Below are 26,946 nucleotides of genomic sequence, written 5' to 3' on the forward strand. Positions count from 1 at the left end.
TGTCAGAAGAGAGCGGTGAATGTCAGGACTTCCTCGAATCGGCGGGCCGCCCGGAGGACGTCGGCGTCCGCGCCCGGGCGTCCGGCGATCAGCAGGCCGATCGGCACGCCGTCGGGATCCAGGCCGCAGGGGACGCTGACGCTGGGCGGGCCGCCGTCCGCCCAGCCGATGTGCGGGCACGCCCCGGACGTCCACCCGTAGCCGAGCGGCTCGATCAGCGCGCACTCGTCGTGCCAGGGCAGCTCGGCGTCGAAGGACGGGTAGTAGTTGCACGCGAGGACCAGCAGGTCGTACCGCTCGAACGCGGACGCGAGGCGGCGGCCGTGGATCGCCGCCAGGCGGCGGACCTCCTCCCCGGCCCGGTCCGCGGACCCGGCGGCGCGCGCCCGCGCGACCGTCTCCCCGACGACCGGATGCAGGCGTCCGGCGAGTTCCGGCGGCCCGGCGTCCAGCGACCGCGCGACGCCCGCGAACGCCGCGGTGACGGCCGCCTCCCACATCGGGCCCTCGAAGAGCGGCTCCGGGACCTCCTCCAGGCGGACCGTCCCGTCCAGCCGGTCGAGGGCCGCCTCCACCGCCGCCCGCACGATGGGATGGACGTCGCCGACGCCCGGGTCGGCGGTCGGCGCCGGGAGGTACCCGACGCGCAGGTCCTCGACGGGCCGGGGTTCCGTCACCGGTTCGCCGAACTCGCCGAGCACGAAGGTCTGGTCGTCGGCGTCCCGGGTGAGGAACCCGCGCACGCCGCTCGACGCGGGGACGTCGCCCGGCGGATGCCCGAACGGCCCGGAGTGCGCGGTGGCCTTCAGCGCGACGCACCCGCAGCTCGCCGCGGGCGACCGCAGCGACCCGCCGCCGTCGGTGCCGAGGTGGACGGGCCCGATGCGCGCCGCCGTCGCCGCAGCCCCGCCGGAGGTCGACCCGCCCGCGCTCTTCGCCAGGTTCCACGGGTTGCGCACCGGCCCGTACAGAGCGCTGAAGCTCCCGGAGAACAGGCCGGTCTCCACCATGGTCGACTTGGCGAACAGCACGGCGCCGCGGTCGAGGAACGCGGCGACCAGCGGGTCCGTCGCGGTGGGACGGCGCGTGAACAGGTTCGTCCGCGAGCCGAGGTAGGTGGGCGCGCCGGGCACGTCCATGTTGTCCTTGGCGGTGACGGGCAGGCCGTCGAGGCGGCCGAGCGGCGCGCCGCGCAGCCAGCGGCGCTCCGCGGCGACGGCGGCGGCGCGCGCGGACTCGTCGAAGCGCCAGTACAGCGCCGAGAGGGCGGGATCGACCTGTTCGGCCCGGCTGAGCACCGCGTCCAGCACCTCGACGGGCGACAGCTCCCGCGCCGCGTACGCGGCGTGCAGTTCGCGGGCGGACATCCGGCAGATCGCGTCGGGCGGGACCGCGAGCCGGTCAGAGGACTGGTTCATCGGGCCGTCCGGTCCACACTGAGCGAGAACGGGCGGTCGTCGGCCGGGCCGACGGCGAGGGTTCCGTCCCCGGCCAGGCGCACCGCCGTGACGCCCGCCCCGTGCGCGGCCAGCGCGTCGGCGGCGTCCGGCGACGGCCGGCAGAACCGCAGGTCGAAACCGTCGAGGTCCACCGCGCCGTCCGCGTCCGAGCCGAATCCGAGCGCGCGGTAGTGGCGGACGTGCGGCTCCACCTCGGGGACGAGCACGTCGAGCCCGGTGAGGTCCGTCGCGCCGTTCGGGTGGACGCCCGGCACCGCCGCCGGATGGGCCGAGTCCCCCCAGTCGATGAACGAGGGGAAGCCGCGCCGCCACGGCCCGGCGCCCGGCTGGAGGATCGAGCACGACACGGTCCGGCCGGACGGCTCGTCGCGGGCCAGCAGGTCGGGCCCGCCCGTGGCGATGCCCGCCGACGCGAGCCGCGCCCGGACGTCCGCGAGGTCCCCGGCGCGCAGCACGAAGATCATCGGGAGTTCGTCGTGGGCGTCCACGAGCGCCGCGAACCGGTCGCCCTCGTTGAGGCGCCGCCGCGCCGCGTCCGCGTCGCGCATGCCGATCAGCTCGATGTAGCGCCCGGCGCGGAACGGGATGATCGCGTTCTCGGTGCCGAGGGCGCGGTGCCGGCCGCCGGGCCGGACCTCGAAGCCGAGGCCCCGGTACCGCTCCGCCGCGGCGTCCAGGTCGGCGACGGCGATCATCAGATGGTCGAACTCGGGCCCGGTCATCGGTCCTCCCCGGTCAGGAGGCCGACGAAGACCTCGGGGTCGCTGAGGTGCGGCGTGTGGCCCTGGCCGGGCAGCACCCGGGCGGTCCAGCCGCCGGCCGCCCGCAACGCGTCCACCGCGTCGCGCAGGAAGGGCGGGCTCTCCGCTCCGGCCGTCAACCGGACCAGCGGCGCGAGCCGGACGAGCTCGTCGCGCGAGAACCGGCGCAGCGCGATGAGCGGCAGGTCGTCGCGGACGAACGCCTCCGCGTTCCGCGCCTCCATCGCCCAGCGGGCCGGGTCCATGCGGTCGACGAAGCCCGCGCCGTTCACCGCCTCCATCAGCGCGGCGTAGGCGCCGGCGTGGTCGCCGGGAGCGGCGGCGAGGGCGCGCCGGACGGTGCCGTCGAGGCGTTCGAACTCGGCCGTCCCGGAGCCGACGTGGCGGAACGCCGGCGGCTCGTGCACGTGGGCGCGGACGACCGACTCCGGCGCGCGCAGCGCCAGCTCCAGCGCGACCATCGCGCCCGAGCTCACCCCGAGGACGATCACCTCCGCCAGGTCCAGCGCCGCGAGCAGCGCGACGGCGTCGCGGGCGTGGCCCGGCGCGCCGTCGCCCGGCCAGCCCGTCCGGCCGCTGCGGCCGGTGCCGCGCCGGTCGTAGCCGATCGCCTCGTACCCGGCCGACGCGAGGGCGTCGGCCTGCGGGCCCCAGCCGGTCACGTCCTCGGCCCCGGCGTGCAGCAGCAGGACGGGCGGGCCCGACCCGCGACGCTCGACGTGCAGCGGGCATCCGTCCGGCAGCGTCACCCGCGCGGTGCGGACGTTCGGAAGGGTGCTCACGGCGCGGTCTCCAATCCGTCGTCCGACCCCGTGGGGGCGGACGCGACCAGGGCGTCGGACAGGGAGGGCGCGGCCTCGACCAGGCGGCGCGTGTAGGCGTCCCGAGGCGTGTGCAGCACCTCGGCGGCCGGTCCGTACTCGCGGCACCGGCCCCGCTCGACAACCATGATCGTGTCGGCGACGACGCTGACCGCGCCGAGGTCGTGCGAGATGAACAGCAGCGCGAGGCCGAGGTCGCGGCGCAGCTCGTTGATCAGTTCGAGCACCGCGGCCTGGACCGAGACGTCCAGCGCGGACGTGATCTCGTCGCACACGAGCAGGTCGGGCGCGGACGCGAGGCCGCGGGCGATCGCGACGCGCTGGCATTCGCCGCCCGACAGCTCGCCCGGGTACGCGGCGGCGGCGTCCGCGCGGATCCGGACCCGGTCGAGCAGCCGCGCCACCTCGGCGCGGGCCTCGCTCCGGGACATCCCGCGCAGGACGCGCAGCGGCCGCCCGACCGAGTCCCCGACGGTGCGGCGCGGGTTCAGCGACGCGAAGGGGTCCTGGAAGACGAGCTGGATCCGGCGGAGCTGGTCGCGGCCGCGCGCGTGGGCGGTGGGCGGGAGGGGCGAGCCGTCGAGGAGGATCGTCCCGGCGTCCGCGCGGTGCAGGCCGGCCACGGCGCGGGCGATCGTCGTCTTGCCCGAGCCGGACTGCCCGACGACCGCCAGGCACTCGCCCGCGCGGACCTCGAACGAGACGCCGTCCGCCGCGACCACCTCGCGCCCCTTCACCCGGTGGACGGCGGTGAGGTCCTTGACGGCCAGCAGCGGCGCCGCGCCGCCGGACGGCGCCTCGGCGGCGGCGCGGCGCGCCCGGTGGTCGACGACCGCCGCGACGAGCCCGCGGGTGTACTCGTGCGCCGGCCGGGCGAGCATGCTCCGGCTCGGCCCCTCCTCGACCACGCGCCCCCGGTACATCATGACGACGCGGTCGGTGTGCGCGGCGACGAGCGCGAGGTCGTGCGACACCAGGAGCACGCCGACCCCGAGGTCCCGGCGGATCCGGTCGACCTGGGCGAGGACGGCCGCCTGCGTGATCACGTCCAGGCCGGTGGTGGGCTCGTCCAGGACGAGCACCCGCGGACGGTTCGCGAGCGCGACCGCCAGGCACAGCCGCTGCTGCTGCCCGCCGGACAGCTGGTGCGGGAACTTGCGCCGGAACTCCTCCTCGCCCGGCAACTCGACGAGTTCGAGCGTCTCGGCGACGCGCGCGGCGCGCTCGTCCGCGGGGAGGTGGGTGAGGGTCTCGGCGATCTGGTCGCCCACCCGCATCAGCGGGCTCAGCGCGGACGCCGGGCTCTGCGGGACGTACCCGACGAGCCGCCCGCGCGCCGCGCGGATCTCCCGCTCCGGCCGTCCGACGAGGTCGGTGCCGGCGACCCGCACCCGGCCCGAGACGACCCGGAGCCCGTGCCGCACCCAGCCGAGGAGCGTCAGCGCGGTGGTCGTCTTCCCCGAGCCGGACTCGCCGACGACGCCGACCGCCTCGCCCGCGGCGACGGTGAGGGAGACGTCGTCGAGGACCGTCCGGCCCGCGTGGTCCTCGACGGTGAGGGCTTCGACTTCGGCGAGGGGGTTCACGCGCCGTCCCGTCCCGCTCGGCCACCGGCGATGCGCCGGTGGAGGCCGTCGGAGAAGATGTTCACCGACACGGCGAGCACGATGATCGCGAGCGCCGGGAAGGCCACCGGCCACGCGTTCAGCGTCACGCCCGGCATGTTCTCCTTGATCATGAGCGCCCAGTCCGCCGCCGGCGGCTGGGTGCCGACGCCGAGGAAGCCCGCCGACGCGATCACGAAGATCGAATAGATCAGCAGCAGGCCGGTGATCGCGAGCACCGGTCCGGCGATGTTCGGCAGGATCTCCCGGACGAGGATCGCCCGCCGGGGCTCCCCGCGCAGGACGGCCGCCTCGACGAACGGGCTGCGCACGACGCCGAGCGTCGCCGTCCGGACGATCCGCGCGACGTACGGCGACGCCGAGATCATGATCGTCGGGATGAGGATCGTCGTCCCGCGCGACGAACCCGACGTGAGCACCAGCAGCACCACCAGCGGCGGCAGGATGAGGAACAGGTCGACGACCCGGTTCAGGACGGCCGCCGCCACGCCCCGGACGTAGCCGAGCAGCAGCCCGAGCGCCGTCCCGAGGACGCCCGCCGCGATCGTGCAGGCCCCGGCGAGCAGCACCAGCGAGCGTCCGCCCGCGAGGAGGCGGCTCAGCAGGTCGCGGCCGAGGTAGTCGGTGCCGAGCACGCCGACCTGGCCGGGCTCGGCGTACGGCACGCCGATCACCTCCCGCACCGAGTGCGGCGCCAGCCACGGCGCCACCTGCGTGAACGCCACGAGGGCGAGCACGGCGCAGCCGCTGACCCGCGGCACGGCGGACGCGAACCGCCGCCGCGCCGGGACCCCGCCGAGATCGGCCGCGAGGTCCGCGCCGGGCCCTGGCACGGGCGTCGCCGGGCGGTCGCCCGGGCCGGGTTCGATGATCGTTTTCACAGGGCCGTCCGCAACTTCGGAGTGAGCAGGGTGACCGCCAGGTCGGCGGCGGTGTAGGCGACGACCAGCGCCGCCGCGAGGAGCATCACGATGCCCTCGACCAGGGCGAAGTCCCGGGTCGTGACGGCCGCGGCGAGGGCCGAGCCGAGCCCCGGGTAGGAGAACACGGTCTCGACGATCACCGACCCGCCGATCACGACGCCGACGCTGCCGGCCAGGACCTGGAGCGACGGGCCGACCGCGTTCGGGATCACGTGCCGCAGCACGACCCGCCGCTCCGGCAGGCCCTTCAGCCGCGCCGTCTCCACGTACCGGGACCGCATGACGTCCGCGACGCCCACCCGCACCTGCCGCGCCGCGCCGCTCGCCGCGACGAGCGCCAGCGTCGTCACCGGCAGGACGAGGACGGTCGGGTGCGCCAGCGGCGAGTCCTCCACCGGGAAGATCGACGTCGCCGGGAGCACGTCCAGCGCGAACGCGAACACGACGATCAGCGCGGCGGCCAGCACGAACTCGGGGACGGCGACGAGGCACAGCGTCACCAGCGACAGGACGCGGTCGCCCGCGCGGCCCTCCCGCGTCCCGGCGAACGCCCCGATCCCGAGCGCCAGGGGCACCATCAGCAGGACGACCAGCACCCCGAGGACCACCGTGTTCCCGATCCGGCCCTCGATCACGGCCGACACCGACTGCCCGTTGATGGCCGACCGGCCGAGGTCCCCGTGCGGGAGCCCGGCCAGCCAGTCGAGGTACCGGTCCGGCGCGGAACGATCCAAACCGAGCCGGTGCCGGGTCTGGGCCAGCAGTTCCGGGGACGGGTTCTGACCGGCGAGCGCGTAGACCGCGGCGTCCCCGGGCAGCACCTCGATCGCGGCGAACACGAGGACCGACAGCGGCGGCAGGATCGCCAGGCCGCCGAGGATCCGGCGGAGCAGGAAGCGCGCGACGCCCATCCCGCTAGGCCTTCCAGGCGCGGCGCACGCTCGGCGCGTCCTCGACGCCGTCGAGCCGGACGCCGCGCACGGACGACGCCGTCCCGTTGACGATCGTCTGGTAGCCCCAGACGATCCAGCCGCTGTCGTCCCAGAACTCCTTCTGGAGCCCGAGCATCAGGCTCTTGCGCTTGGCCTGGTCGGTGGTGGCGCGGGCGCGCAGCAGGCGGCGGTCCCAGTCGGGCTTCAGCCAGCCCGAGACGTTGAACGTCGACTTCGACACGAGCGACCGCGGCGCCACCGACGTCGCGAACGGCTGGTTCCCCGGGACCGCCACCGCGAGGACCTGGATGTTGCTGAACGTCGGGAAGTTCTTGAACAGCTCGGGCGGCGTGATCTCGCGGACCCGCGCTTTCATCCCCACCTTGCCCAACTGCTCGGCGTAGATCTGCGCGGCCGCGGCCGTCCCGACGCCGGGGAACACCGAGATCTCGACGGTCTCGCCGGTGACGCCCGCCTGCCGCAGCAGCGCCTCGGCCTGCGCCGGATCGTGCGCGCGCTGCGGCAGCTCGTCGCCGTAGTAGTCCGGGAACCCGACCCCCTGGAGGTCGTTGGCCGGGGAGCCGAAGCCGAGGAGCGCGCCCTGGACGAGCGCCTGCCGGTCGCAGGCCAGCTTGAACGCGAGCCGGACGCGCGGGTCGTCGAACGGCTTCTGCCGCGCGTTCATGATGAAGCAGCCCTCGTTCGCGTAGACGCGGTCGGTCTTGGCGAACGAGAAGGCGGAGTTCGAGGCGTTCACCTTCGTCCCGGCGTAGTCGAGCTTCGCCGCGAGGTCGGCCTGCCCGCCGATGAGCGCGTTGAGCCGCGCCGTCGGGTCGGGGATGTTGAACACCTCGATCTCGCCGAGGTACGGGCCGCCGCCGAGGAGCGCGCCGCCCCAGTAGTCCTTGTTCAGGGTGAGCTTGGCCGACTGGCCCACCTTCAGGTCGGTGAGCTTGTACGGGCCGGAGCCGACGACCCGGTCGACCGTGAAGCTCTCCGGCGCCGCGAGGCGCGAGTCCTTCTTGATGACGTAGACCTTGCCCGCGTAGAGCTGCGTGTCCATGTCGGCGAGCGGGTCGGTGAGGCGCAGCTCCACGACGTCCGTGCCCACCGTCCGGGACGCCTTGAAGTCGATGGACGCCGCGGCGGCGCTCAGCAGCCCGCCGCCGATCTTCGGGTCGCTGGCCGAGTGCAGGGAGAACAGCACGTCGTCCGCGGTGACGGGGGAGCCGTCGGCGAAACGCGCCTCCTTGCGGATCTTCAGGCGCCACCTGCTGACGTCCGCGGCGGGCTCGATCGCCTCGACGATGTAGGGGACGGGCTTGCCGCCCTCCATGTAGCCGAGCCAGTCGAACAGGTGCCGGTTGCGGGTGATCTCCTGCGGCGAGTTGGTGTTGAAGACGTTCTTCGTCTCGGACTGGACGCCCGCTCCCGCGATGCGCAGCAGCCCGCCGCGGACCGGCGTCCGCGCCGTCGACGCCGCGCCGCTCTCGCACGCGGACAGGAGGGGGCCGAGCGCGAGCGCGGCCCCGCCCAGGGCGCCGAGGCCGAGGACGTCGCGGCGCCCGTACACCGGGCCCTTGCCTGTGCCAGTGCCGCGGGGATCTGTTGCGCTTCGACTGCCGCCGTTGGACATGACTGGCTCCTAGGCTCACTCCGCCGGTTTGACGTTCCGCGTACGGTATTCCATATCTGATGCGCCGGTCAATACTCTCTGTACGGACGTTCACGGAGGCGGCGCCGGGACCCGGCGGCCCGCCCGCGCGGTCGGCGCGCGAGCGCCTTCGTTCGCGGACCTGGGCATCTAGGAAGAAGGCGGAGGCGCTTCCAGCGCCTGCCCAACGCAGGCGCGAGCGCGATCCGGGCTAGGAGACCGTCACCGAGCGCGATGACGCGGAAGAAGGAGCCGGGCCGGATCGATCAAATCGGCTGCCCGATATGGCCCGACGGCGAAGAGGGGTGGCCGCCGCGAGGTCAGGCGGACGGCCGGCCGCGGTCGTTGAAGAGCTCCTCGACCGCGGCGAGGTGGTCGTGCATGTGGCGGGCGGCGGACGCCTCGTCCCGCCGGGCCAGCGCCTCGGCGATCGCGACGTGCTGGTACGCCGCGGCGAGCACCCCGGCCTGCGCCGGGACGTCGACGTGCCGCAGCGCGCGCATGAGCGTCGCCGCGTCGTGGATGAGCCCGGCGATCCGCAGGTTGCCGGACGCCTCGGCGATCGCCGCGTGGAACTCCCGGTCGAGGCTGAAATAGCCGTCGATGTCGCCGTCCTGCGCGGCGGTCAGGGAGCGTTCGGCGAGGTCCCTGATCCGCGCGAGGGCGCCGTCGGTGCCGCGCTCGGCGGCGCCCCTCACCGCGAACGCCTCCAGCGCCTGCCGCGTCTCGTAGGCGTCCCGCAGGACCTGCTCGGAGCGGGTGATCACGCGGTTTCCGCGGAGGCCGTCGGGCTCGATCAGGCCCACCTGCCGCAGCCGCAGCAGCGCCTCCCGCACGGGGGTCTTGCTCACCTGGAGCTGCTGGGCGACACCCGCCTCGGTCAACCGCGAACCAGGAGGCAGCGTGCGGTTCGCGATCGCGTCGTGCAACTGGGTGTACACGACGTCCGCGAGCGTCTCTGTCCTGGAAACTGGATCAAGTGCCATCTGGAATACCATACACCGAGTACGCGCACCACCGCGTCCGACCACCACCATGCGGCCACCGTGCGGGTAACGGTTTCTGTCTGGACATCAAGACCTACAACGTGGGCGAGCCGGTGATCCTGTGGCCGTGCCACGGGGGGACCAGCCAGCAGTGGCGGTACTGACCCAGGTCACCCTGCATGGCAGCCCTGCCGGGTGAGGTGGTGCCGCTCAGGGCAACGGGGCCGTCCAGGCGTCGTAGGCGTAGACCCAGTCGGCGTCCGCGGTGGACTTGAGCCAGGTGTTGCCGCGCGAGCCGAGCTGGACCCGGCTGGTGCGGGGCAGCCGGGCGGCCTCGTAGGTCGTGAGCGCGCCCTCGATGTCTCCGGGGCGCGCGGCGACCGCGCGCGCGAGGACGACGCCGTCCTCGATCGCCATCGCCGCGCCCTGCGCCATGAACGGCATCATCGGGTGCGCCGCGTCGCCGAGCAGGGCGGCGCGGCCGTCCGACCAGCGGGGCAGCGGATCGCGCACGTAGAGCGCGGACTTCAGGACCGAGTCGCAGGCGTCCAGCAGGGCGCGGGCCTCCGGGTGGAACTTCTCGTACATCGCGCGCAGCTCGTCGACGTCGCCGGGCGCCGTCCACGACTCCTCCGTCCAGCTCTCCTGGGGCGTGGTCGCGAAGATGAAGGTGTCCTTGCCGCGGTTGAGGGGGAAGGTGACGATCTGCGTCGCCGGGTCCGGTCCCCACCACTTGGTGAAGGCGCCGAGGTTCGGCACGTCCAGCCGGTCGGCGGGGACGACGGCGCGGTAGGCCACGACCCCCGTGAACTCCGGCTTCTCCCTGCCGAAGAGCACGGTGCGGACGCTGGAGTGGATCCCGTCCGCGCCGATCGCGGCGTCGGCGCCCGCCTCCGCGCCGTGCTCGAAGGCCAACCGGACCGGGGCGCCCGCGTCCGGCCGCCGGTCGAGCGCGGTCAGCCGGTGCCCGAGCCGGACCACGTCCGGCGGCAGCGCCCGCAGGAGAGCGGAGAGCAGGTCGGCGCGGTGGACGGTCAGCTGGGGGGCGCCGTACTTCCGCTCGGCCGTGTCGCCCATCTCCAGCCGCGAGGTCTCCTCGCCGGTGTCCCAGGTGCGGCTGATCCGGTGCGTGGGCCGGGCGGCGGTCTCCCGGACGGCCGCGCCGACGCCGAGCCCGTCCAGGGCGCGGACCGCGTTGGGGGTGAGGTTGATGTCCGCCCCCACGTGGCCGAACTCCGGGGCCTGCTCGAACACCGTGACCTCGTGGCCGAGGTCCCGCAGGGCGATGGCGGCCGCGAGGCCGCCGACGCCGCCTCCGACGATGCCGATGTGCTGGCTCAACTGTTCGCTCCTCGGTTCATTCCGCCCAGGCGATCGGGCCGGACATGCCCATGTAGACGCTCTTCTGCCGCTGGTAGGCGCGGATGGCGCCGAGCCCCTTCTCCCGCGACGAGCCGCTGTCCTTCACGCCGCCGAACGGGGTGGCGATGGACAGCTGCTTGTAGGTGTTGATCCAGACCGTCCCGGCCTCGATCGCGCGGGCCAGCCGCCAGGCCCGCGGGAAGTCGCGGGTCCAGATGCCGCAGGCCAGCCCGTAGGCCGTGCCGTTGGCCGCGGCCACCAGGTCGGCCTCGTCGCGGAAGCGCAGCGCGACCAGGACCGGCCCGAAGATCTCCTCGCGCACGACCCGCGCGTCCGGCCCGAGCCCCTCGATGACGGTCGGGCGCAGGTAGCTTCCCGCCTGGAGGGACGGGTCGGAGGGCCGCGTCCCGCCCGCCCGCACGACACCGCCCGCGGCGACCCCGTCGGCGATGTACCCCTCGACGGACTCCCGGTGCGACGCCGTGATGAGCGGGCCGAGCTGCGTGCCCTCGGCGCGAGGATGGCCGACGCGCAGCCGGTCGGCCTTCTCCGCGACGCGCGCGACCACTTCGTCGTACACCGCGTCGTGGACGTACAGCCGCGAGCCCGCGACGCAGGACTGCCCCTGCGAGCTGAAGACGCCGAACAGCACGCCGTTGACCGCCACGTCCAGGTCGGCGTCCGGCAGGACGATCGTGGGCGACTTGCCGCCGAGCTCCAGCGAGGTCGTCTTCAGCCGGGCGGCGGCCGTCGCGGCGAGGGCGCGGCCGGTGCCGGTGCCGCCGGTGAACGACACGTGCCGCACGCCCGGGTGCTCCACGATCGCCTGGCCGACCGTCCCGCCTGGACCGGGGAGCACGCTCACCAGGCCCTCCGGCACACCGGCCTCCAGCAGCAGTGCCCCGAGTTCGAGCGCGAGGAGCGGCGTCCACGCGGCGGGCTTGACCACGACGGCGTTGCCCGCGGCGAGGGCGGGGGCGACCTTCTGCGCCTCCGACGCGATCGGGCTGTTCCAGGGGGTGATCGCGCCGACCACGCCGATCGGCTCGTGCACCGAGAAGGCGAGGTGGTCGCCCCTGGACGGCGGGATCGCCCCCTCCTGGCACTCCAGGACGGCGGCCACGTACCGGAACGTCCCGGCCGCGCTGGCGACGAGGAGGCGGGTCTCGGCGAGCGGCTTGCCGTTGTCGCGGCTCTGCAGCACCGCGAGCCGCTCGGCCCGGTCCTCGATCAGGTCCGCGGCGCGGGACAGGTAGCGGGCCCGCTGGTGGGGGAGCATGTCCCGCCAGGCCCGCGCCGATCGGGCCGCCTCACCCCGGCGCACGGCGGCGTCGACGTCGGCGGGGGCCGCCGCGGGCAGGCGGGCGACGACCGTCCCGTCGGCGGGGTCGCGGGAGACGAGCTCGGCGCCGCGGCCTTCGACCCATTCCCCTCCGACGAGGACGCGGCCCGCCGGGGCGAGCCGGGATCCGGTGGGTTGGACGGCGGTGTCGGTCACGACGGCGCTCCTGGGACGTGTACGGGCGGGGTGAAGGGCTTCGGCATGGGCGGGTAGGACGCGAGGTCGATCTCGACCAGGACCGGGCCTCGGCGGGCCACGGCCCGCTCCAGCGCCGGCGCGACGGAACCGGGGTCGGCGACGCGGAGGTACGGCAGGCCGAGCCCTTCGCACACCGGGCCGAAGTCGGGGGTCGCGAGGTCGACGCCGGCGCGCGGGCGGCGCATCGCGTCCTGCATGTTGCGCAGCACGCCGTAGCCGCGGTCGTTGAAGACCAGCAGGACCAGCCACGGCGCCTCCTGCACCAGCGTCATCAGCTCCCCGAAGTGGACGGCGAGTCCGCCGTCGCCGACGATGCCGACGGTGGGGAGGTCCGGGCGGGCCGCGGCGGCGCCGATCGCCATGCCGAGGCCCTGCCCGATCCCGCCGCCGCGCGGGAAGACGTTGGTGCGCGGGTCGTGGATCTCCAGCAGCCGGTTGCCCCACGAGCTCGACGCGATCGTGACGTCGCGCGCGATCACGGCCTCGCGCGGCAGCGCCTCGCGCAGCGCGGCGGGGAACACGGCGTGCTCGCCGAGCCCGGCCCGCTGGTTCTCGCGCACGGCGGTCCGCGTCGTGCGCACCCGCTCGGCCCAGGCCGCCCGCGGTCCGGTTCCGTCCTCCTCCAGCCGCGTGGCCAGGGCGTCCAGGAAGGCGGCGGCCTCGGCGGCCACGCCGAGGGTCACGGGGAAGACCCTGCCGATGGCCGCCGGGTCGAGGTCCACCTGCACGTGCCGCTCGGGCACGGACAGGGTGTAGTCGGCCGTCTCGTTCGAGCGGAAGTGGGTGCCGACGCTCAGCAGCAGGTCGGCCTCGGCCAGCAGCGCCCGGCCCGCCGGGGCGGTGGCGTAGTTCCCGACGCAGAGCTCGTGGTCCTCCGGCACCGCGCCGCGCCCGGAGTTGCTCGTGAACAGGGCCGCCCCGAGCGTCTCGGCGAGGCGGCGCAGCGGCTCCCCGGCCCGCGCGGCCCCGCCCCCGGCCCAGATCGCGGGACGCTCCGCGGCGCCCACCAGGCGGGCGGCCTCCGCGACCGCGTCCGGATCGACGGCCGCCGCCTCCGCGCTCCGGGGCGGCGCGGGGAGAGGGCCGTGCTCGGCGTACTGGAGGTCGATCGGCCACTCCACGCTCACCGGTCCGCCGGGCGCCGTGAGCGCGGTCAGCGCGGCGCGCTGGAGAAGCTCGCCCGCCGCCGCCGCGCTGCCGATCGTGGCCGCGGACTTGGAGACGGCGGCGAGCATCCCCGGCTGGTCCTTGGTCTCGTGGATGAAACCGCGTCCCGAGCCGAGGTAGGGCGTGTCGACCTGGCCGGTCACGTGCAGCACCGGGGTGCCGGAGCTCAGCGACTCGACCAGCGAACCGGCCGCGTTGCCCGCCCCCGTCCCGGTGCTGGTGAGCGCGCACCCGAGCCCGGCGCGGGCGCGGGCGTACCCGTCGGCGGCGTTGACCGCGGTCGCCTCGTGCCGCACCGGGACGAACCGCAGCTCCCGGTCGACCGCGTCGACCAGCGGCAGGTTGTGCACGCTGACCACGCCGAAGACCGTGTCGACGTCGAACCGCCGCAGCACGTCGACCAGCAGGTCGCCGCCGTTCCTCGGGGTCATGGGTCGCTCCTGTCGGGGGTTGCCATCGGTTGCCGGTCAGTACAGGCCGCGGGCGACGCCGCCGCACACGTCGAGCGCGGCGCCGGTGACGTAGGACGCGCGCGGCGACAGCAGGTAGGCGATGGCCGAGGCCACCTCCTCGGCGGCGCCGAACCGGCCGAGCGCGACGCCCCGGTCGGCGGCGACCCGGCGCTCCCACGACTCGTACGGCTCGCCGGTGCCGAGCGCGGCATGGCGGCGGCGCCACTGCCCGGTGTCGACGAGGCCCAGGCAGACCGAGTTGACCCGGATGCCGCGCGCGGCGTAGTCGAGCGCCATCGACTTGGTCAGGTTGAGCAGGCCGGCGCGGGCCGCCGAGGTGGTGACCAGCCGCGGCTCCGGCTGCTTGGCCAGCACCGCGTTGACGTTGACGGCCGCGGCGACCGGCGACCTCTCCAGCCAGGGCAGCGCGCTGCCGAGGACGTTCAGGACGCTGCCGAACTTCAGGTCGAACTCGTCGCGGAAGTCGTCGAGGGCGACGTCGTCCAGCCCGGCCATGCGGGACTGGCCGGCGTTGTTGACCACGCCGTCCAGGCCGCCGAAGGCGTCCACGGCCCGTCCCACCATCGCCTCCACGGCGGCGGGGTCGCGGACGTCGCACGGGACGGCGAGGAGCCGCCCGGCGGGGGCGTCCAGCCGTGCCGCGGCCGATTCGAGCTCGGCGACCCGGCGTCCGCAGGTGACGACCCGGGCGCCCTCGGCGAGGAGCAGGCCGGCGGTGGCGAACCCGACGCCGGAACTGCCGCCCGTCACGAGGTAGGCGCGGTCGCGCAACAGCAGGTCCATGGGGCGGGTCAGTCCCGTGTGACGCCGTGCATGGCGGAGGTCTCGGGATACGTCGGCACCTGCGGCTTCCGGGTGCCGATGATCACGCAGAAGAGGGCGTCGGCGTCGCCGTTGTTCTTCAGGCTGCGCGGTGTGCCCGGCGGGACCACGATCATGTCGCGGTAGCCGAGCGTGCGCTTCTCCACCCGGCCGTCCCGGTGGATGCCCACCTCGATCTCGCCCTCCAGGACGAAGAAGGCCTCCTCGGCGTCGTGGTGGGTGTGCTCGGGGCCCTCCGCGCCCGGCGGCAGCAGCATGTTGGAGAAGGTGAAGCCCCGGGACGGGATCGTGCGCCGGTCGCCCTCGTGGTCGCCGGTGGCGCCGGACCCGACGTAGCGGATCTGCGCGCGGCGGAACTGGTCGCCGGCCTTCGCCTGGAAGCCGAGGGTGTCCCAGTCCTCGTGGCGGGTGGCCTTGGTGAGGATGAGGGAGTCGGTGAAGGCGGCGAGGTCGGAGTCCTCGTAGCGCAGGGTCATGGCACTTCCTTCCGTTCGTTGCCGGCGGCTGAGGTTGCGGTGGTGAGGTCGGCGGCGAGGTCGGCGGCGAGCCGGGTGAAGGCGCGCAGCCAGGCGCCGACGATCGCGGGCCGCTCCTGGTTGGCGAGATGACCGGCGCCGGGGACCGTCACCAGCGCGGCGCCGGGAATCCCGGCCGCGATCTCGCGGGCCCGCTCGGGCCCGGTGACGGTGTCCTCGGCGCCCGCGAGGACGAGGGTCGGCGCCGAGATCCGGGCGATGTCACCGCTCAGATCGGCGGCGGCCATCGCCTCGGCGGCGGCGGAGTAGCCGGGGAGGCGCACCGCTCCCGCCATCGTGGCGACGACGGTCTCCACCAGTTCCGGACGGGCGCCCGGAGACAGGAGCCGGGGGCCGCGCTCGCGCGCGAACCCCGTGGGACCGAGGCGGGCCAGCTCGGCCGGGCGCTCCCGCATCCGCGCGGCCCGCTCGGGGTCGGTCCCGGAGCCGAGGCTGGCGCCGATGACGGTGAGGCTGCGGACCAGGCCGGGCCTGGTCGCCGCCAAGCGCAGGGCGATGACGCCTCCCCACGACACGCCGACCAGGTGCGCCGGGCCGGGGCCGAGCTCGGCGCGCATCAGGGCGGCGGCCTCCTCGACGTACCCGTCGAGGCCGGGGGGCCGCGCCGGGTCGGGTGATCCGGCGTAGCCAGGCGCGTCCCAGGCGACCATGGTCAGGACGTCGCCGAGCGCGTCCAGCTGGGGCGCGAACGACGCGGCCGACGACCCGATCCCGTGCAGCAGGAGCGCTCCCGGACCGCGGCCGGACCGGCGGAAGGACACGGTCACTCAGATCACCCCGGTGGGCCGGCCGACGAGCGCGGCGAGGGAGCGGAGGACGGCATGGGGCACCACGCCGCTCGTCCGCGGGTTCTCCGCGGAGGGACGGTTCCGGATCTCGAAGCGGTAGACGCCGCCGGGCCCTTCGGCCTCGATGAGGTGCCGGGTCAGCGCGGCCGCGGGATCGGCCGTCAGCCGCACCTCGACCAGGTCGAGGTCGCCGACGGCCCAGCCGACCGTCGCGGCGAGGTTGAGCGAGCGCGGGAACAGCCGCGCCGCCTCGCGCGCCCCGCCGGTGAACACCTCCACGGGCCGGTCGGCGCCGCGCAGCCGGGCGGCGGCGGACTCGTCCATCCACGGCTGGACGAGCGTGGCGGGCAGCTTCGTCGTGGTCACCGCGACGCGGGTCAAGGGCGCCTGGGCGGCGGCCGCGGAGAGGATGTCGAGGCCGCCGGCCGCCCCGGAGGTGAGCAGCAGGCGGCCGGGCCCGGCGGCGGCGACGGCGTCCGCCACCGCCGGGTCGCACAGCGCGCCGATCGAGGTGACGAGCAGGTCGACGCCGTGGTCGAGGATGGCGGCCGCGCTCCGCGCCACGACCGCCTGCCCGGCGCACTCGACCACCGCGTCGGCGCGGTCGAGCGCCGTGGCCAGGTCGACCTGCGGGACTCCGGCTCCGGGGACGGGACGCCCGTCCACCACCGCGACGGGTTCGACCCCGGGGAGGCGTCCCTCGCGCAGCGCCGCGAGCACGGCGCTTCCGATGGCGCCCGCGCCGATCACCGCCACCCGCGCGGGACCGCCGCGCCGGACGGTGCTCACGGCGCGGTCACCCGCTCCGGCGACGCGGCGAGCACACCGCGGTCCTCGACGCCCGCCATGCGCTCGCGGACCTCCCGCGACGGCGGGCCCGCCGTCCCCCACAGGTCGGACAGCTCGGGCACGCGCCGCCAGACGCGGCACAGCCACTGGTCCTCGACCACCTGCGCGACGTCGGAGGTGTACTCGCAGACCAGGCCGGCCGGGTCGGCGAAGTAGGAGAAGGTGTTGTTGCCGGGCCCGTGCCGCCCGGGACCCCACAGCGGCGTGATGCCGTGGTGCCTGAGCGAGCCGATGCCGCGCATGAAGTGGTCCATCGACGCCATCTCGTAGGCGACGTGGTTGACCGAGGTCCACGCCGCCTGGTTGAAGGCGATGCTGTGGTGGTCGCTGTTGCAGCGCAGGAAGGCCATCTGGTGCTCCGACCAGTCGGAGACCCGCATCCCGAGCACCCCGGTGTAGAAGGCGACGGCCGCGTCGATGTCGACGGTGTTCAGCACCACGTGCGTGACGCCCACCGGCACGGCCCGGTCCCGGCTCAGCGGGGGGACGGCGTGCACGTCGCAGCTGAGTTCGACGCGGCGCCCCTCGGGGTCCGCCAGCCGGAGCCCGTAGCCGCCGCCCGCGCCGTCGAGCGGGCCGGGCTCGCGCAGCAGCGGCACTCCGCGCGCGGCGAGGCGGCGGCCGGCCGCGTCGACCTCGGCGGCGGTGCGCACCGCGAAGCTGATCCGGCCGAGCGCGTTGCGCTCCGACCGGGAGAGCTGGAGCACGTGGTGGTCGGGGCCGGTGCCGCGCAGCCACGCGTCGTCGGTGTCGTGCTCGACGACCGAGAGCCCCCAGACCTCGCTGTAGAAGTCCGTGCAGGCGGCGACGTCCGGCACCCCCAGCTGCACCGACCGCAGCGAGTGGAGCCGTACGACTGGCTGGTCCATGACACCTCCGGTTGCCTCAGTGGTTAATCATTAAGTGCTAAGGCAAATTGAGTCAAGTCGCCCCGGGAAGCCAACGCGGGAGATCGTCATGGTTCGGTAGGATCGCTCTGGCCTTGGCAACCAGCGGTGTTCAGCCGCGCCGTCGCGCGCTCGGCGCGCCCTTGGACGGGCGCCAGGCCGATCCGGCCGAGAACGCTAAGGACAGTAAAGCTTCTATCTAAACTTTGTTTCGCGGGCCCGGACTGTTATCGTTGGCGCCCGATCCTCCCCGCTCGAATACCTAGACAGGCACGCGCGTGACCCGACGAACCGGCAAGCGTTCCGCGGACGAGACGTCCCGCACGACCGGCGGCGCCTCCACCCGCGACGTCCCGGCCGACGCCGAGCCGGCTCCGGACGCGCCGGGGCCGGAGGCGGGCGCCGGCGAGCCCGACGAGGTCGAGCGGATCATCGCCGAATGGCGGGCCGAACGGCCGGGCCTCGACCCGGGCAGCATCGCCGTGCTCGGCCGCGTCAACCGCTGCGGCCTCCTGGTCCGCAACCTGTCCAACCGGCTGTACGACGAGTACTCGATCAACCAGTCGATGTTCGACGTCCTGGCCGCGCTGCGCCGGATGGGGCCGCCCTACCGCAGGACCGCGCGGGAGCTGGCGGCGTCGTCGCTGCTGACTTCGGGCGCCATGACCATGCGGCTCGACCGCATGGAGCGCGATGGGCTGATCCGCCGCGTCCGGTCGACCGACGACCGCAGGAGCGTGTTCGCCGAGCTGACGCCCGCCGGGTTCGCGCTCATCGACCGGATCATCGACGTCCATCTCGAGCGTGAGCGCCAGATGCTCGACACCCTCACCGCCGAGGAGCAGGGGGAACTCGCCCGGCTCCTGCGCAAGCTCGAACACCGGCTCCGCGAACTGAGCTGACCCCGCCCTCCCCGCGCTAGAGCACGCCCGAGCACGGTCGGGCGCGGCCGCGTACCCGGCGACGCGCGCGCGACCCGCGCCGCATATCCTGCAATACCCCTCTGAGCTGGGCATACTTCGCGGCCACGGCCTCCGATCCCCGGTGCGGATGCGCTACACGTCAATAACTCAGCTCAAAGCTTTAATGGTCTAAGTCTTGCGTAGGTGAGATAGCGCGGTCTAAGGTCACGGCAACGTTCGGTCGACCAGCAGGTCACGGCCCTCGCCGCCGGCTCGGCCGGCGGGCACGCCGGCCGCCGCCCGGCTCGGACCGCCAGGCCGCAAGGCCCGCCGGGCCCGCCGCCGGCCGCGCGGAGGACCACGAAAGGAGCATTCGTGCCGACCCAGATCATCGCCGGGACCGCCTCGGAGGACACCGCGGCGGACGGCCCCGGACGCGCGCACGACGAGCGCGAGTTCCGGATGCGTCGCACCCGCGAGTTCATGGACGAACAGGGACTCGACGCCCTGCTGGTCTTCGGTGCCGACCGCAGCGACCGCTACGACGCGGGCCAGTACCTGTTCCGCGACCGCCGCTACCAGCACTTCGTCGTCCCCCGCGACGGCGAGCCCACGATGGTCGCCTTCGCCGCCCAGGTCGCGGCGCAGCACATGCTCACCCGCGAGCGCGGGCTGCAGACCTGGATCGACGACATCCGCGTCGGCCCCGGTCCCGAGCTGCTGCCCGCGATCGTCCGCGAGAAGGGGCTCGCGGCGGGCCGGCTCGGCGTGATCGGCGCGGGCTACGGGTCGCCCTTCTACCCGGGCGGATGGGTGTCCAAGCCGGTCTGGGACGCCGTCAGCGAACGCCTGCCCGACGCCGAGCTCGTCGACGTCACCCGCGACTACGGGCTGGTCATGGCGCGGCGCAGCGACGAGGACCTGGAGCACCTCGCCACCGCGGCCGCCGCCGGGGACGCGGCGATCGAGGCGATGATGGCGGCGGCACGGCCCGGCGTGGACGAGACCGCCCTGTACGCCGAGGGCATCGCCGCGATGCTCCGCCGCGGGATGCGCGTGACCTGGATGCTCTTCCAGACGGGGCTGGACAACTACGCCTGGGGCGAGCCGACGTGGCTGACCCGTCCCGAGCCCGCCCGCGTCCTCGGGTCCGCCGACATGGTGTGGGCGGAGATCTTTCCGAACTACGCCGAGCTGAACACCCACGTCAACATGAGCTTCACGGTCGGCACCCCGCCCGCCGAGACGCTGCGCTGCGCCGAGGTGGCCCGCGCCAGCTACGAGGCCGGCCGGGCGGCGTTGCGGCCGGGCGCCACGTTCGCCGACGTCTGCGCGGCCATGGAGGAGCCCCTCACCGAGGCGGGGATGTGGCACCTGACGCCGCAGCTCGCGTCCCTCAACCCGCTGCTGTCCGGGGGCGGCTCGGGCCTCGGCATCCGCGAGCAGGTCCCCTCGTTCGCCGGCGCCTACCCGCACGCCGACGGGCACGCGGGACCGTTCTTCGACTTCGAGATCCTGCCCGGCATGACCTTCTCGCTGCAGCCCGACGCCCGGCTCGGCCGGCACGGCGCGATCGTCGGCGGCGTCGTCGCGGCGACCGAGACCGGCTGCCGCGAGTTCAACACCGTCTCCACGCGCCTCAACTCGGTCGACGGCTGAGCCGCGGCGCGCCCGCCGCCCGCGGGCGCCCCGCCCCACCGGGGGCCGCGCCCCACCGGGGGCCGTGCCGCTCCGCACGCCGTGCGGGCCCCGGCCCCCGGTCTCCTCCCGCTCGCCCCCATCCCTCCCCGCCCCACGGTTCCGGAACGTCCGGGCACTCCTCGGCAAGGTGGTCTCGACATGCCCCTCCACTCCTCAGCACTCACCCGCCGTACCTTCCTGTACGGCGCGGCGGCCGTCGGGGCGAGCGGCCTCCTCGCCGCCTGCGGCGGCGGCGACGGCCCGGCCGGCGCCCGCGGCGGCGCCCTGCCCGCGTCCCTCAAGGGGCTGGCCGACAAGGCAGCCAAGGAGGGCGGCGTCCGGCTGTTCGTCAGCACGGACGCCCGCACGCCCGCGCACGCCCGCAAGCTGTCCCGCGCGCTGCGCGCCGACACCGGCGCGGACCTCGACATCAAGTTCGTCAGCGGGGAACCGGATCCGGCGTTCGCCAACAAGCTCGTCCAGGAGTCGAAGGCGCAGGTCGCCCCTTCGATCGACGTCTTCGTGACGACGCCGCTGGTGGTCAAGCAGCTCAGCGGCGCCGGGCTCGTCCAGTCCGTGGACTGGGGGTCCATGGAGGGGGTGGACGCGAAGAACGTGTGGACGTCCTACAACGCCATCACCATCGCGGAGATCGCCCGCACCATCCTGTACAACACCAAAGCGGTCGCCGCCCCGCCCCGGTCGCTCGACGAGCTGCTCGACGACCGGTGGCGGGGCAAGATCGTCACCGCCGGGCTGCCCGACGTGTTCAGCCCGCTCGCCGCCGAACTGGGCATCGACGGGATGATGACGTTCGTCACCCGGCTGCTGGAGCGCGGGCGCGTCTCGCTCGCCTCGGTGCCCACCGCGATCCGCACCCAGGTCGCCAGCGGCGAGTTCCCCGTCGGATTCGGCGTCCGGATCGGTGAGAGCCAGCGCCAGTCCAAGGCGCCGGTGGACTACGCGCCGGTGAAGGTGCCGGTCGTCCCGCGCGCCGGGCTGATCGTCAAGGGCGCGAAGGCCCCGTCCGCCGCGCAACTCCTCCTCTACTGGCTCAGCGCCACCGAGCAGGGCCGCAAGCTCGCGTACGAGGTCCTCGACTGGCCCCTGCACACCACCCCCGGAACCGACCTCTACCAGCTCGCGCAGAAGGCCGGCGGGGTGATGACCGCCGACGCCGACTGGTGGATGAACGACTACGAGAAGGCCAACCGGCAGGTCGCCGGGCTGCTGCGCAAGTAGCCGGCCGTGCGCGGCGAGCCCCCGAACCACCGGAGCCCGAATGAGAGATGAGGTCGGTAACCGTGTCGGCTGAGCTGTCCACCGAGCGTCCGGCCGCGCCCGAGCGGGACCGGCCCGGACGGCGCCGGTCCCGCCCCGGGCGCGTCCGCCGCCGCGACGTCGACCTTCCGCTCGTCGCCGTCGGAGCGCTGATCGCGCTGCTGTGCGCGATCCTTGTCGTGCCGCTGGCGGGGCTGGTGTGGGCGGCGTTCGGCCCGCAGGAGGGGTTCGGGGGCGGAAGCCTGTCGCTGGACAACTTCCGCACGGTGCTCGGCTCCGCCGGGCTGCCCGCCACCCTGCTGCGCACGCTCGCGCTCGGCCTCGGCACCGTCGCGGTGACGCTGGTCGTCGCCGTCCCGCTCGCCTGGCTCTACGCCCGGACGGACCTGCGCGGCAAGTCGGTCATCCTGGCCCTCGCGGCGATGAAGATGGCGATCCCGGGCTTCCTCGTCGCGCTCGGCTACATCTTCATGCTCAACCCGAGCAACGGGATCATCAACTCCTGGTGGAGCGACCTGACCGGCGGCCCGCTGACGAACATCTACACCCTGAAGTGGATCATCGTGCTGCAGGGGCTGGACTTCGCCGGGCCCGCGTTCTTCATGCTCGTCCCCACGCTGCGGGTGATCGACGTGAACGTGGAGGAGGCCGCCGCTGTGCACGGCGTCCCGCGGTGGCGGGCCGCCCTGCAGCTCCTTCTCCCGGTCGCGGCCCCGGCCATCGCGGGGGTGTCCATCTTCTTCTTCATCGCGGCCGTCGAGGTGTTCGACTACGCCGGGATGCTCGGCATGCCCGCGCGCATCACGGTCCTGTCCACGCTGATCTACCAGTACTCGCAGGGCGCCACCGGCTCCCCGGAGTACGGGAACGCCGCGGCGGTGGGGCTCGGCATGGCGCTCGCGATCGGGCTGATCATGATCGGGTACCACCGGGCCGTGCGCCGCGCGGACCAGATGGCCACCGTCACCGGACGGCGCGCCGCGCGCGAGCCGATGCGGCTCACCCGGGGCGGCCGGTGGGCGGGCCACGGGTTCGTCCTCGGGTACGCGCTGCTCGGCGTGGCGCTGCCGGTGCTGACCCTGGTGTGGGCGTCGCTGACCCCCTACCTCCGGCCGCCGTCGGCGGAGGCGGCCGCCGACCTGTCGTTCGACGCGTACGGCGACGCCATGTACGACCTGGCCGAGGTGCTGCCGACGACGCTCCTGCTCGTCGCGGCGGTGCCCACCCTCGCCGTGGTGCTCGCCGCCTGCGGGAGCTGGCTGGTCACCCGCACCCGGGTGCGCGGCCGGCGCGGGCTCGACGCGCTCGTCATGATGACCCTGGCCGTCCCGTCCATTGTCCTCGCGGTCTCGTTCCTCTACGTGGGGTTGTCGGTGTACCGCTGGCTGCCTCTCTACGGGACGGCCGCGTTCCTCGCGCTGGCGGTGGCGGCGCGGTTCGTCGCGACGGCGTACCGCACGCTCCACGGCACCATGCTCCAGGTCCACGGGGAGCTGGAGGAGGCGGCCGCGGCCTCCGGGGTGCGCCGGGGCCGGACGTTCCTGTCGGTCGTGCTGCCCACCGTCCGCGGCGGCCTCGTGTACGCGTGGTTCTGGATCGCCCTGCTGACCGTCCGGGAGCTGACCATCACGGTGATCCTCTCCGGCGACGGGACGGACGTGATGTCGACGCGGATCTTCGGCTACAGCTCCGCGGGCGAGACCGGGCTGTCCGCCGCCCTCGGGGTGATGCAGCTCGGCCTGATCGCGGTGCTGCTGGCCGCGTTCTACCGGGCGGCCCGCCGCCAGTCCCTCTGAAGCACCGGGAGTCCAATCATGATCGAGCTCGACGGCGTCTCGAAGTCGTTCGCCCAGGGCCGCGACCGCGTCCCCGCCCTGCGCGGGGTGTCCCTGTCGGTCGGCGAGGGGGAGTTCTACGTCCTGCTCGGGGCGTCGGGCTGCGGCAAGACGACGACCCTGCGCATCGTGGCCGGGCTGGAGCGTCCCGACAGCGGCGACGTGTGGATCGACGGCGACCGGGTCTTCGGCCGCGACGTGTGGGTCGGCCCGGAGGAGCGTCCGCAGGCGATGGTGTTCCAGGCGTACGCGCTCTGGCCGCACATGACGATCCGGCAGAACATCGCGTTCCCGCTGCGCCGGGGCGTCCGGCGGCTGCCGAAGGACCGGGTGGGCGAGCGGGTCGAGGAGATGCTGGAGCTCTTCCGGCTGACCCAGCAGGCGGACCGGAAGGTCACCCAGCTCTCCGGCGGCCAGCAGCAGCGCGTCGCGCTGGCCCGCGCGCTCGCGCTGCGCCCGAAGGTGCTGCTCATGGACGAGCCGCTGTCCAACCTCGACGCCCGCCTGCGCATGGACCTGCGCATGGAACTGAAGGACCTCGCCGCCCGCACCGGCATCACCTGCCTCCTGGTCACGCACGACCAGGAGGAGGCGATGATGCTCGCGAGCCGGGTGGGGGTCATGGACGGCGGCGGAATCGTCCAGGAGGGAACGCCGGACCAGCTCTACTCCGCCCCGGACTCGGAGTTCGTCGCCACCTTCCTCGACCGCATGAACCTCATCCGCCCCTGCGCGGTGACGGGCCGCGCCGGGACGGGCATCGAGGTCACGGCCGCCGGCGCGGCGCTGCGGGTGAAGCACGGGGACCACGCGGTCGGCACGGAACTGACGCTCGGCATCCGGCCGGACGACATCGTCATCCACCCCGACGGGTCCGCGCACGAAGGGCCCGACGCCAACCTGGTGGACGGCCGCGCCGTCGCCCATCACTACCTCGGCGGGCTGTTCCTCCACCAGGTGGAGACTCCGCTCGGGCTGCTGAGCGTCCGATCGCGGATCGCCCCCGACCGCCTCGGGAACGACGCCGTCCGGTTGCGGCTGCCCGCCGAGCGCCTCATCGCCATCCCGGCCCGCGCCGCCGACCGGACGGCCGGTGAGCCGGGCCGGTAGGCCGCGGGAGACCGAGCCGCCGGTCCGCCGGATCGGCGCGGGAGCCGGAATCGTAGGCTTCGGTCATGACCGAGATCCACGCCACTTCACCCCGGGAAGCCTTCGAGTTGCTGCTGGCGGGCAACCAGCGGTTCGTCGCGGGTGCTCCGCAGCACCCGAACCAGGACGCCACGCGGCGTGCCGAGGTCGCCGCGTCCCAGCGTCCGTTCGCCGTCCTGTTCGGGTGCTCGGACTCCCGTCTGGCCGCTGAGATCATCTTCGACCGGGGGCTGGGCGACCTGTTCGTGGTGCGAACCGCGGGCCATGTGATGGGGCCCGAGGTGATCGGCAGCATCGAGTTCGGCATCGACGTGCTGGGGTCCCCCCTGGTCGTGGTGCTGGGTCATGAAGGGTGCGGCGCTGTCGGCGCCGCGTGCGCGGCGCTGGAGGACGGGGTGGCCCCGGCCGGGTACGTGCGCGACGTCGTCGAGCGGGTGACGCCCAGCGTCCTGGCCGCACGGGCCGCCGGACGCGTGCGGACCGAGGAGATCCTGGCCGAGCACATCCGGTACACCGTCGACCTGCTGCTGGATCGATCACGCCTGCTGACCGAGCGGATCGCCGCCGGGCAGGCCGCGGCCGTGGGCCTGTGCTACCGCCTCGACGACGGCACCGCGCGCGTCGTCGCCGCTCGCGGCCTGGACGTACCGGTACCCCAGAGCCACTGACAGCAGGAGTTCGCACGTTCGCCGGTGCCCCGCGTCATGCTGGGCTCGGCGTGTCCGAGAGCTGCTCGGCGAGTCCGATGAAGATCCCCTCGGGGCCGCGGACGTAGCAGAGCAGGTAGGCGTCCTCGTACCGGGCCACGTCACCGACGAGTTCGGCGCCGTGGGGGCGCAGGCGGGCGAGGGTGTCCCGGATGTCGTCGACGGCGAACATGACGCGGTGCATGCCCAGCGTGTTGTGCGGCTGGTCGTGTTGGCCGGTGTCGATCGCCGCGGGGTTCTTGTACTGGGCCAGTTCCAGGCGGCTGTGGCCGTCCGGGGTGCGCATCATGGCGATGTCGCAGCGGACGCCGTCCAGCCCGACGGTGCCGTCCGCCCAGGGGCCTTCGATCTGCGCCTTGCCCTCCAGTTCCAGGCCGAGTTCGGCGAAGAAGGCGACGGCGGCGTCCAGGTCGCCGACGACGATGCCGACGTTGTCCATCCGCTGGATCGTCATGGTGGGCTCTCCTCTGCTCTTTGGCGCGCACCCCCGTGGTGGCGCTGTCGTATCGGGGACGGAGCCGCCGCCGCGTTCTCGACATCCGCGGGCCCGCTCTTTTCAGGTGAGGGACGTGTCGCCGAGCGACTGCAGCAGGGTGCGCAGCGCGTCGGCGAGGCCGTCCGCCTGGTCGCGGTCGAGGGCCTGGAGCAGGCGCGCCTCGTTGGCGACGTGCAGGGCGAACAGGTCGTCGATGGTCCGGCGGCCGTGGGCGGTGAGCCGGATCCGCACCGTGCGGCGGTCGACGGCGTCCGGGACCCGCTCGACGAGGTCCTTGGCCACCATGCGGTCGATGCGCTTGGTGATGGCGCCCGAGGTGACCATGGACGCCTTGACGAGTTGGCCGGGGGTCAGTTCGTAGGGGTCGCCCGAGCGCCGGAGCGTGGTCAGGACGTCGGCCTCGCTGTTGTCGAGGCCGTGGCGGCGGAAGAAGCCCTGGATCTCCGCCTCCAGCAGCCGGGCGAGCCGTTGGATGCGGCCGATCACTCCGACGGGCCAGACGTCCACGTCGGGACGCTCCCGGCGCCAGGCGTCCATCGCCGCGTCCACGGCGTCACCCATCTCTCACCTCTCTTGCCAGTCGCTTAGTAGTATCTTACCGGGAAGAGATATGCTCGACCCGGACACAAGGAGATGACGATGTCCTGGCTGGACAGCGACTACCCGCCCCCTCGCTATCACCGAGACCACGGCGAGGTCAGCGCGCGTTTCCGCTCCGCCGACACCCCGCCCGACCTCGTCACACCCACCGGCGGGCGGACCGACTATCTTGCCACCAAGGCATCGACCGGAGGAGAGTTCGGCCTCTACCGCGTCCGCATGAGCCCCGAGGCGGCCGGCACGAGCACCCACTTCCACAAGACGATGACCGAATCGTTCTACATCGTTTCCGGCACCCTGCGGGTCTATGACGGCCGGCGATGGTTCGACGCGTCAGCGGGCGACTTCCTCCACGTCCCGCCGGGCGGCCTGCACTCCTTCGGGAACCAGTCCGGCGAGCCGGTCGACTTCCTGATGCTGTTCACCCCCGGCGCGGCCCGCGAAGGCTATTTCGAAGGGGTCGGCCACCTCGCCGGTATGAGCGACGAGGAACGGATCGCCTTCTTCCTCCACCACGACAGCTACTTCACCGACATGACCAAGGGCCCGACGGCCCAGCCCTGGCACCCGGAGGGCGGGTAGTGCGCCGGGTATCGCCGAAGCGTCCAGCGCCGGGAGGAGACCTGGTCATGACCGCACCGACCCGGGCCGCGCCGGCTCAGGAGTGGGCCGACGCCTGCCCCTCGTCCGCCAACACGCCAACGTCGCCC

At 74.1% G+C, this 26,946-nt stretch carries 25 protein-coding genes; 7 read left to right on the forward strand and 18 right to left on the reverse strand.

Going from position 1 to position 26,946, the window contains the following annotated elements:
• Nucleotides 1-2: 2 nt before the first annotated feature.
• From ACH01S_RS20855 to ACH01S_RS20930, 16 genes are all read right to left on the reverse strand, one after another.
• A complete protein-coding gene (locus ACH01S_RS20855; RefSeq protein WP_067893734.1) occupies nt 3-1,418 on the reverse strand; it encodes an amidase in 1,416 nt (471 codons plus the stop codon).
• Nucleotides 1,415-2,182 carry a VOC family protein gene (locus ACH01S_RS20860; protein WP_067893736.1) on the reverse strand — a complete coding sequence of 256 codons (768 nt, stop codon included), beginning with the start codon at nt 2,180-2,182 and terminating at the stop codon, nt 1,415-1,417. The genes ACH01S_RS20855 and ACH01S_RS20860 overlap by 4 nt, the downstream gene beginning before the upstream one ends.
• Nucleotides 2,179-3,003, reverse strand: coding sequence for an alpha/beta fold hydrolase (locus tag ACH01S_RS20865; protein WP_067893738.1), 825 nt, complete (start codon nt 3,001-3,003; stop codon nt 2,179-2,181). The genes ACH01S_RS20860 and ACH01S_RS20865 overlap by 4 nt, the downstream gene beginning before the upstream one ends.
• Nucleotides 3,000-4,628 (reverse strand): ABC transporter ATP-binding protein, encoded by a 1,629-nt coding sequence (locus tag ACH01S_RS20870; protein WP_067893741.1) that lies wholly within the window; start codon nt 4,626-4,628, stop codon nt 3,000-3,002. The genes ACH01S_RS20865 and ACH01S_RS20870 overlap by 4 nt, the downstream gene beginning before the upstream one ends.
• Entirely contained in the window at nt 4,625-5,548 is a 924-nt protein-coding gene (locus ACH01S_RS20875) for an ABC transporter permease (protein WP_083980927.1), read from the reverse strand. Before ACH01S_RS20875 ends, ACH01S_RS20870 begins: the two co-directional genes overlap by 4 nt.
• On the reverse strand, nt 5,545-6,501 hold the full coding sequence (locus tag ACH01S_RS20880; protein ID WP_067893744.1) for an ABC transporter permease: 957 nt from the start codon (nt 6,499-6,501) through the stop codon (nt 5,545-5,547). Before ACH01S_RS20880 ends, ACH01S_RS20875 begins: the two co-directional genes overlap by 4 nt.
• 4 nt (nt 6,502-6,505) lie before the next feature.
• Complete coding sequence (locus ACH01S_RS20885; RefSeq protein WP_067893745.1) at nt 6,506-8,095, reverse strand: ABC transporter substrate-binding protein; 1,590 nt, start codon at nt 8,093-8,095, stop codon at nt 6,506-6,508.
• 401 nt (nt 8,096-8,496) lie between these two features.
• Nucleotides 8,497-9,162 carry a GntR family transcriptional regulator gene (locus ACH01S_RS20890; protein WP_169809319.1) on the reverse strand — a complete coding sequence of 222 codons (666 nt, stop codon included), beginning with the start codon at nt 9,160-9,162 and terminating at the stop codon, nt 8,497-8,499.
• A 210-nt stretch (nt 9,163-9,372) separates the two neighbouring features.
• Nucleotides 9,373-10,503: an FAD-dependent monooxygenase gene (locus tag ACH01S_RS20895; protein WP_067893748.1), complete on the reverse strand. Its 1,131-nt coding sequence runs from the start codon at nt 10,501-10,503 to the stop codon at nt 9,373-9,375.
• Nucleotides 10,504-10,519: 16 nt separating this feature from the next.
• Nucleotides 10,520-12,022 (reverse strand): aldehyde dehydrogenase family protein, encoded by a 1,503-nt coding sequence (locus ACH01S_RS20900; protein WP_067893750.1) that lies wholly within the window; start codon nt 12,020-12,022, stop codon nt 10,520-10,522.
• Nucleotides 12,019-13,662, reverse strand: a complete 1,644-nt coding sequence (locus ACH01S_RS20905) for a thiamine pyrophosphate-binding protein (RefSeq protein ID WP_067893752.1) — start codon at nt 13,660-13,662, stop codon at nt 12,019-12,021. The genes ACH01S_RS20900 and ACH01S_RS20905 overlap by 4 nt, the downstream gene beginning before the upstream one ends.
• A gap of 36 nt (nt 13,663-13,698) precedes the next feature.
• Nucleotides 13,699-14,487 carry an SDR family oxidoreductase gene (locus ACH01S_RS20910; protein ID WP_067893754.1) on the reverse strand — a complete coding sequence of 263 codons (789 nt, stop codon included), beginning with the start codon at nt 14,485-14,487 and terminating at the stop codon, nt 13,699-13,701.
• An 8-nt stretch (nt 14,488-14,495) separates the two neighbouring features.
• On the reverse strand, nt 14,496-15,002 hold the full coding sequence (locus ACH01S_RS20915) for a cupin domain-containing protein (RefSeq protein WP_067893755.1): 507 nt from the start codon (nt 15,000-15,002) through the stop codon (nt 14,496-14,498).
• On the reverse strand, nt 14,999-15,829 hold the full coding sequence (locus ACH01S_RS20920; protein WP_067893757.1) for an alpha/beta fold hydrolase: 831 nt from the start codon (nt 15,827-15,829) through the stop codon (nt 14,999-15,001). Before ACH01S_RS20920 ends, ACH01S_RS20915 begins: the two co-directional genes overlap by 4 nt.
• A complete protein-coding gene (locus ACH01S_RS20925) occupies nt 15,830-16,639 on the reverse strand; it encodes an aspartate dehydrogenase domain-containing protein (protein WP_067893759.1) in 810 nt (269 codons plus the stop codon).
• On the reverse strand, nt 16,636-17,568 hold the full coding sequence (locus tag ACH01S_RS20930) for a VOC family protein (RefSeq protein ID WP_067893761.1): 933 nt from the start codon (nt 17,566-17,568) through the stop codon (nt 16,636-16,638). The genes ACH01S_RS20925 and ACH01S_RS20930 overlap by 4 nt, the downstream gene beginning before the upstream one ends.
• A 296-nt stretch (nt 17,569-17,864) precedes the next feature.
• On the opposite strand from ACH01S_RS20930, the gene ACH01S_RS20935 reads away from it, so the two are divergent.
• The 6 genes from ACH01S_RS20935 (at nt 17,865) to ACH01S_RS20960 (ending at nt 25,101) form a co-directional block, all read left to right on the forward strand.
• The gene (locus ACH01S_RS20935) at nt 17,865-18,488 is read left to right on the forward strand and encodes a MarR family winged helix-turn-helix transcriptional regulator (RefSeq protein WP_083980930.1); all 624 of its coding nucleotides are present in this window, start codon (nt 17,865-17,867) and stop codon (nt 18,486-18,488) included.
• 375 nt (nt 18,489-18,863) lie between these two features.
• Nucleotides 18,864-20,147 carry a M24 family metallopeptidase gene (locus ACH01S_RS20940; protein ID WP_067893764.1) on the forward strand — a complete coding sequence of 428 codons (1,284 nt, stop codon included), beginning with the start codon at nt 18,864-18,866 and terminating at the stop codon, nt 20,145-20,147.
• Between the two features lie 180 nt (nt 20,148-20,327).
• Nucleotides 20,328-21,410, forward strand: coding sequence for an ABC transporter substrate-binding protein (locus ACH01S_RS20945; RefSeq protein WP_067893765.1), 1,083 nt, complete (start codon nt 20,328-20,330; stop codon nt 21,408-21,410).
• A 62-nt stretch (nt 21,411-21,472) separates the two neighbouring features.
• On the forward strand, nt 21,473-23,245 hold the full coding sequence (locus ACH01S_RS20950) for an ABC transporter permease (protein ID WP_067893768.1): 1,773 nt from the start codon (nt 21,473-21,475) through the stop codon (nt 23,243-23,245).
• Nucleotides 23,246-23,263: 18 nt separating this feature from the next.
• Nucleotides 23,264-24,394, forward strand: a complete 1,131-nt coding sequence (locus tag ACH01S_RS20955; protein WP_067893770.1) for an ABC transporter ATP-binding protein — start codon at nt 23,264-23,266, stop codon at nt 24,392-24,394.
• 65 nt (nt 24,395-24,459) lie between these two features.
• Nucleotides 24,460-25,101, forward strand: a complete 642-nt coding sequence (locus ACH01S_RS20960; protein WP_067893771.1) for a carbonic anhydrase — start codon at nt 24,460-24,462, stop codon at nt 25,099-25,101.
• 34 nt (nt 25,102-25,135) lie between these two features.
• Here ACH01S_RS20960 and ACH01S_RS20965 read toward each other — a convergent pair whose 3' ends face one another.
• Nucleotides 25,136-25,594 carry a VOC family protein gene (locus ACH01S_RS20965; protein WP_067893773.1) on the reverse strand — a complete coding sequence of 153 codons (459 nt, stop codon included), beginning with the start codon at nt 25,592-25,594 and terminating at the stop codon, nt 25,136-25,138.
• A 102-nt stretch (nt 25,595-25,696) separates the two neighbouring features.
• On the reverse strand, nt 25,697-26,197 hold the full coding sequence (locus tag ACH01S_RS20970; protein ID WP_067893775.1) for a MarR family winged helix-turn-helix transcriptional regulator: 501 nt from the start codon (nt 26,195-26,197) through the stop codon (nt 25,697-25,699).
• Between the two features lie 78 nt (nt 26,198-26,275).
• Between ACH01S_RS20970 and ACH01S_RS20975 the strand changes: the two genes are divergently transcribed.
• Nucleotides 26,276-26,818: a cupin domain-containing protein gene (locus ACH01S_RS20975; RefSeq protein WP_067893868.1), complete on the forward strand. Its 543-nt coding sequence runs from the start codon at nt 26,276-26,278 to the stop codon at nt 26,816-26,818.
• Nucleotides 26,819-26,946: the final 128 nt, after the last annotated feature.

This window comes from Actinomadura chibensis NBRC 106107 (genome assembly GCF_001552135.1).
GTDB lineage: Bacteria > Actinomycetota > Actinomycetes > Streptosporangiales > Streptosporangiaceae > Spirillospora > Spirillospora chibensis.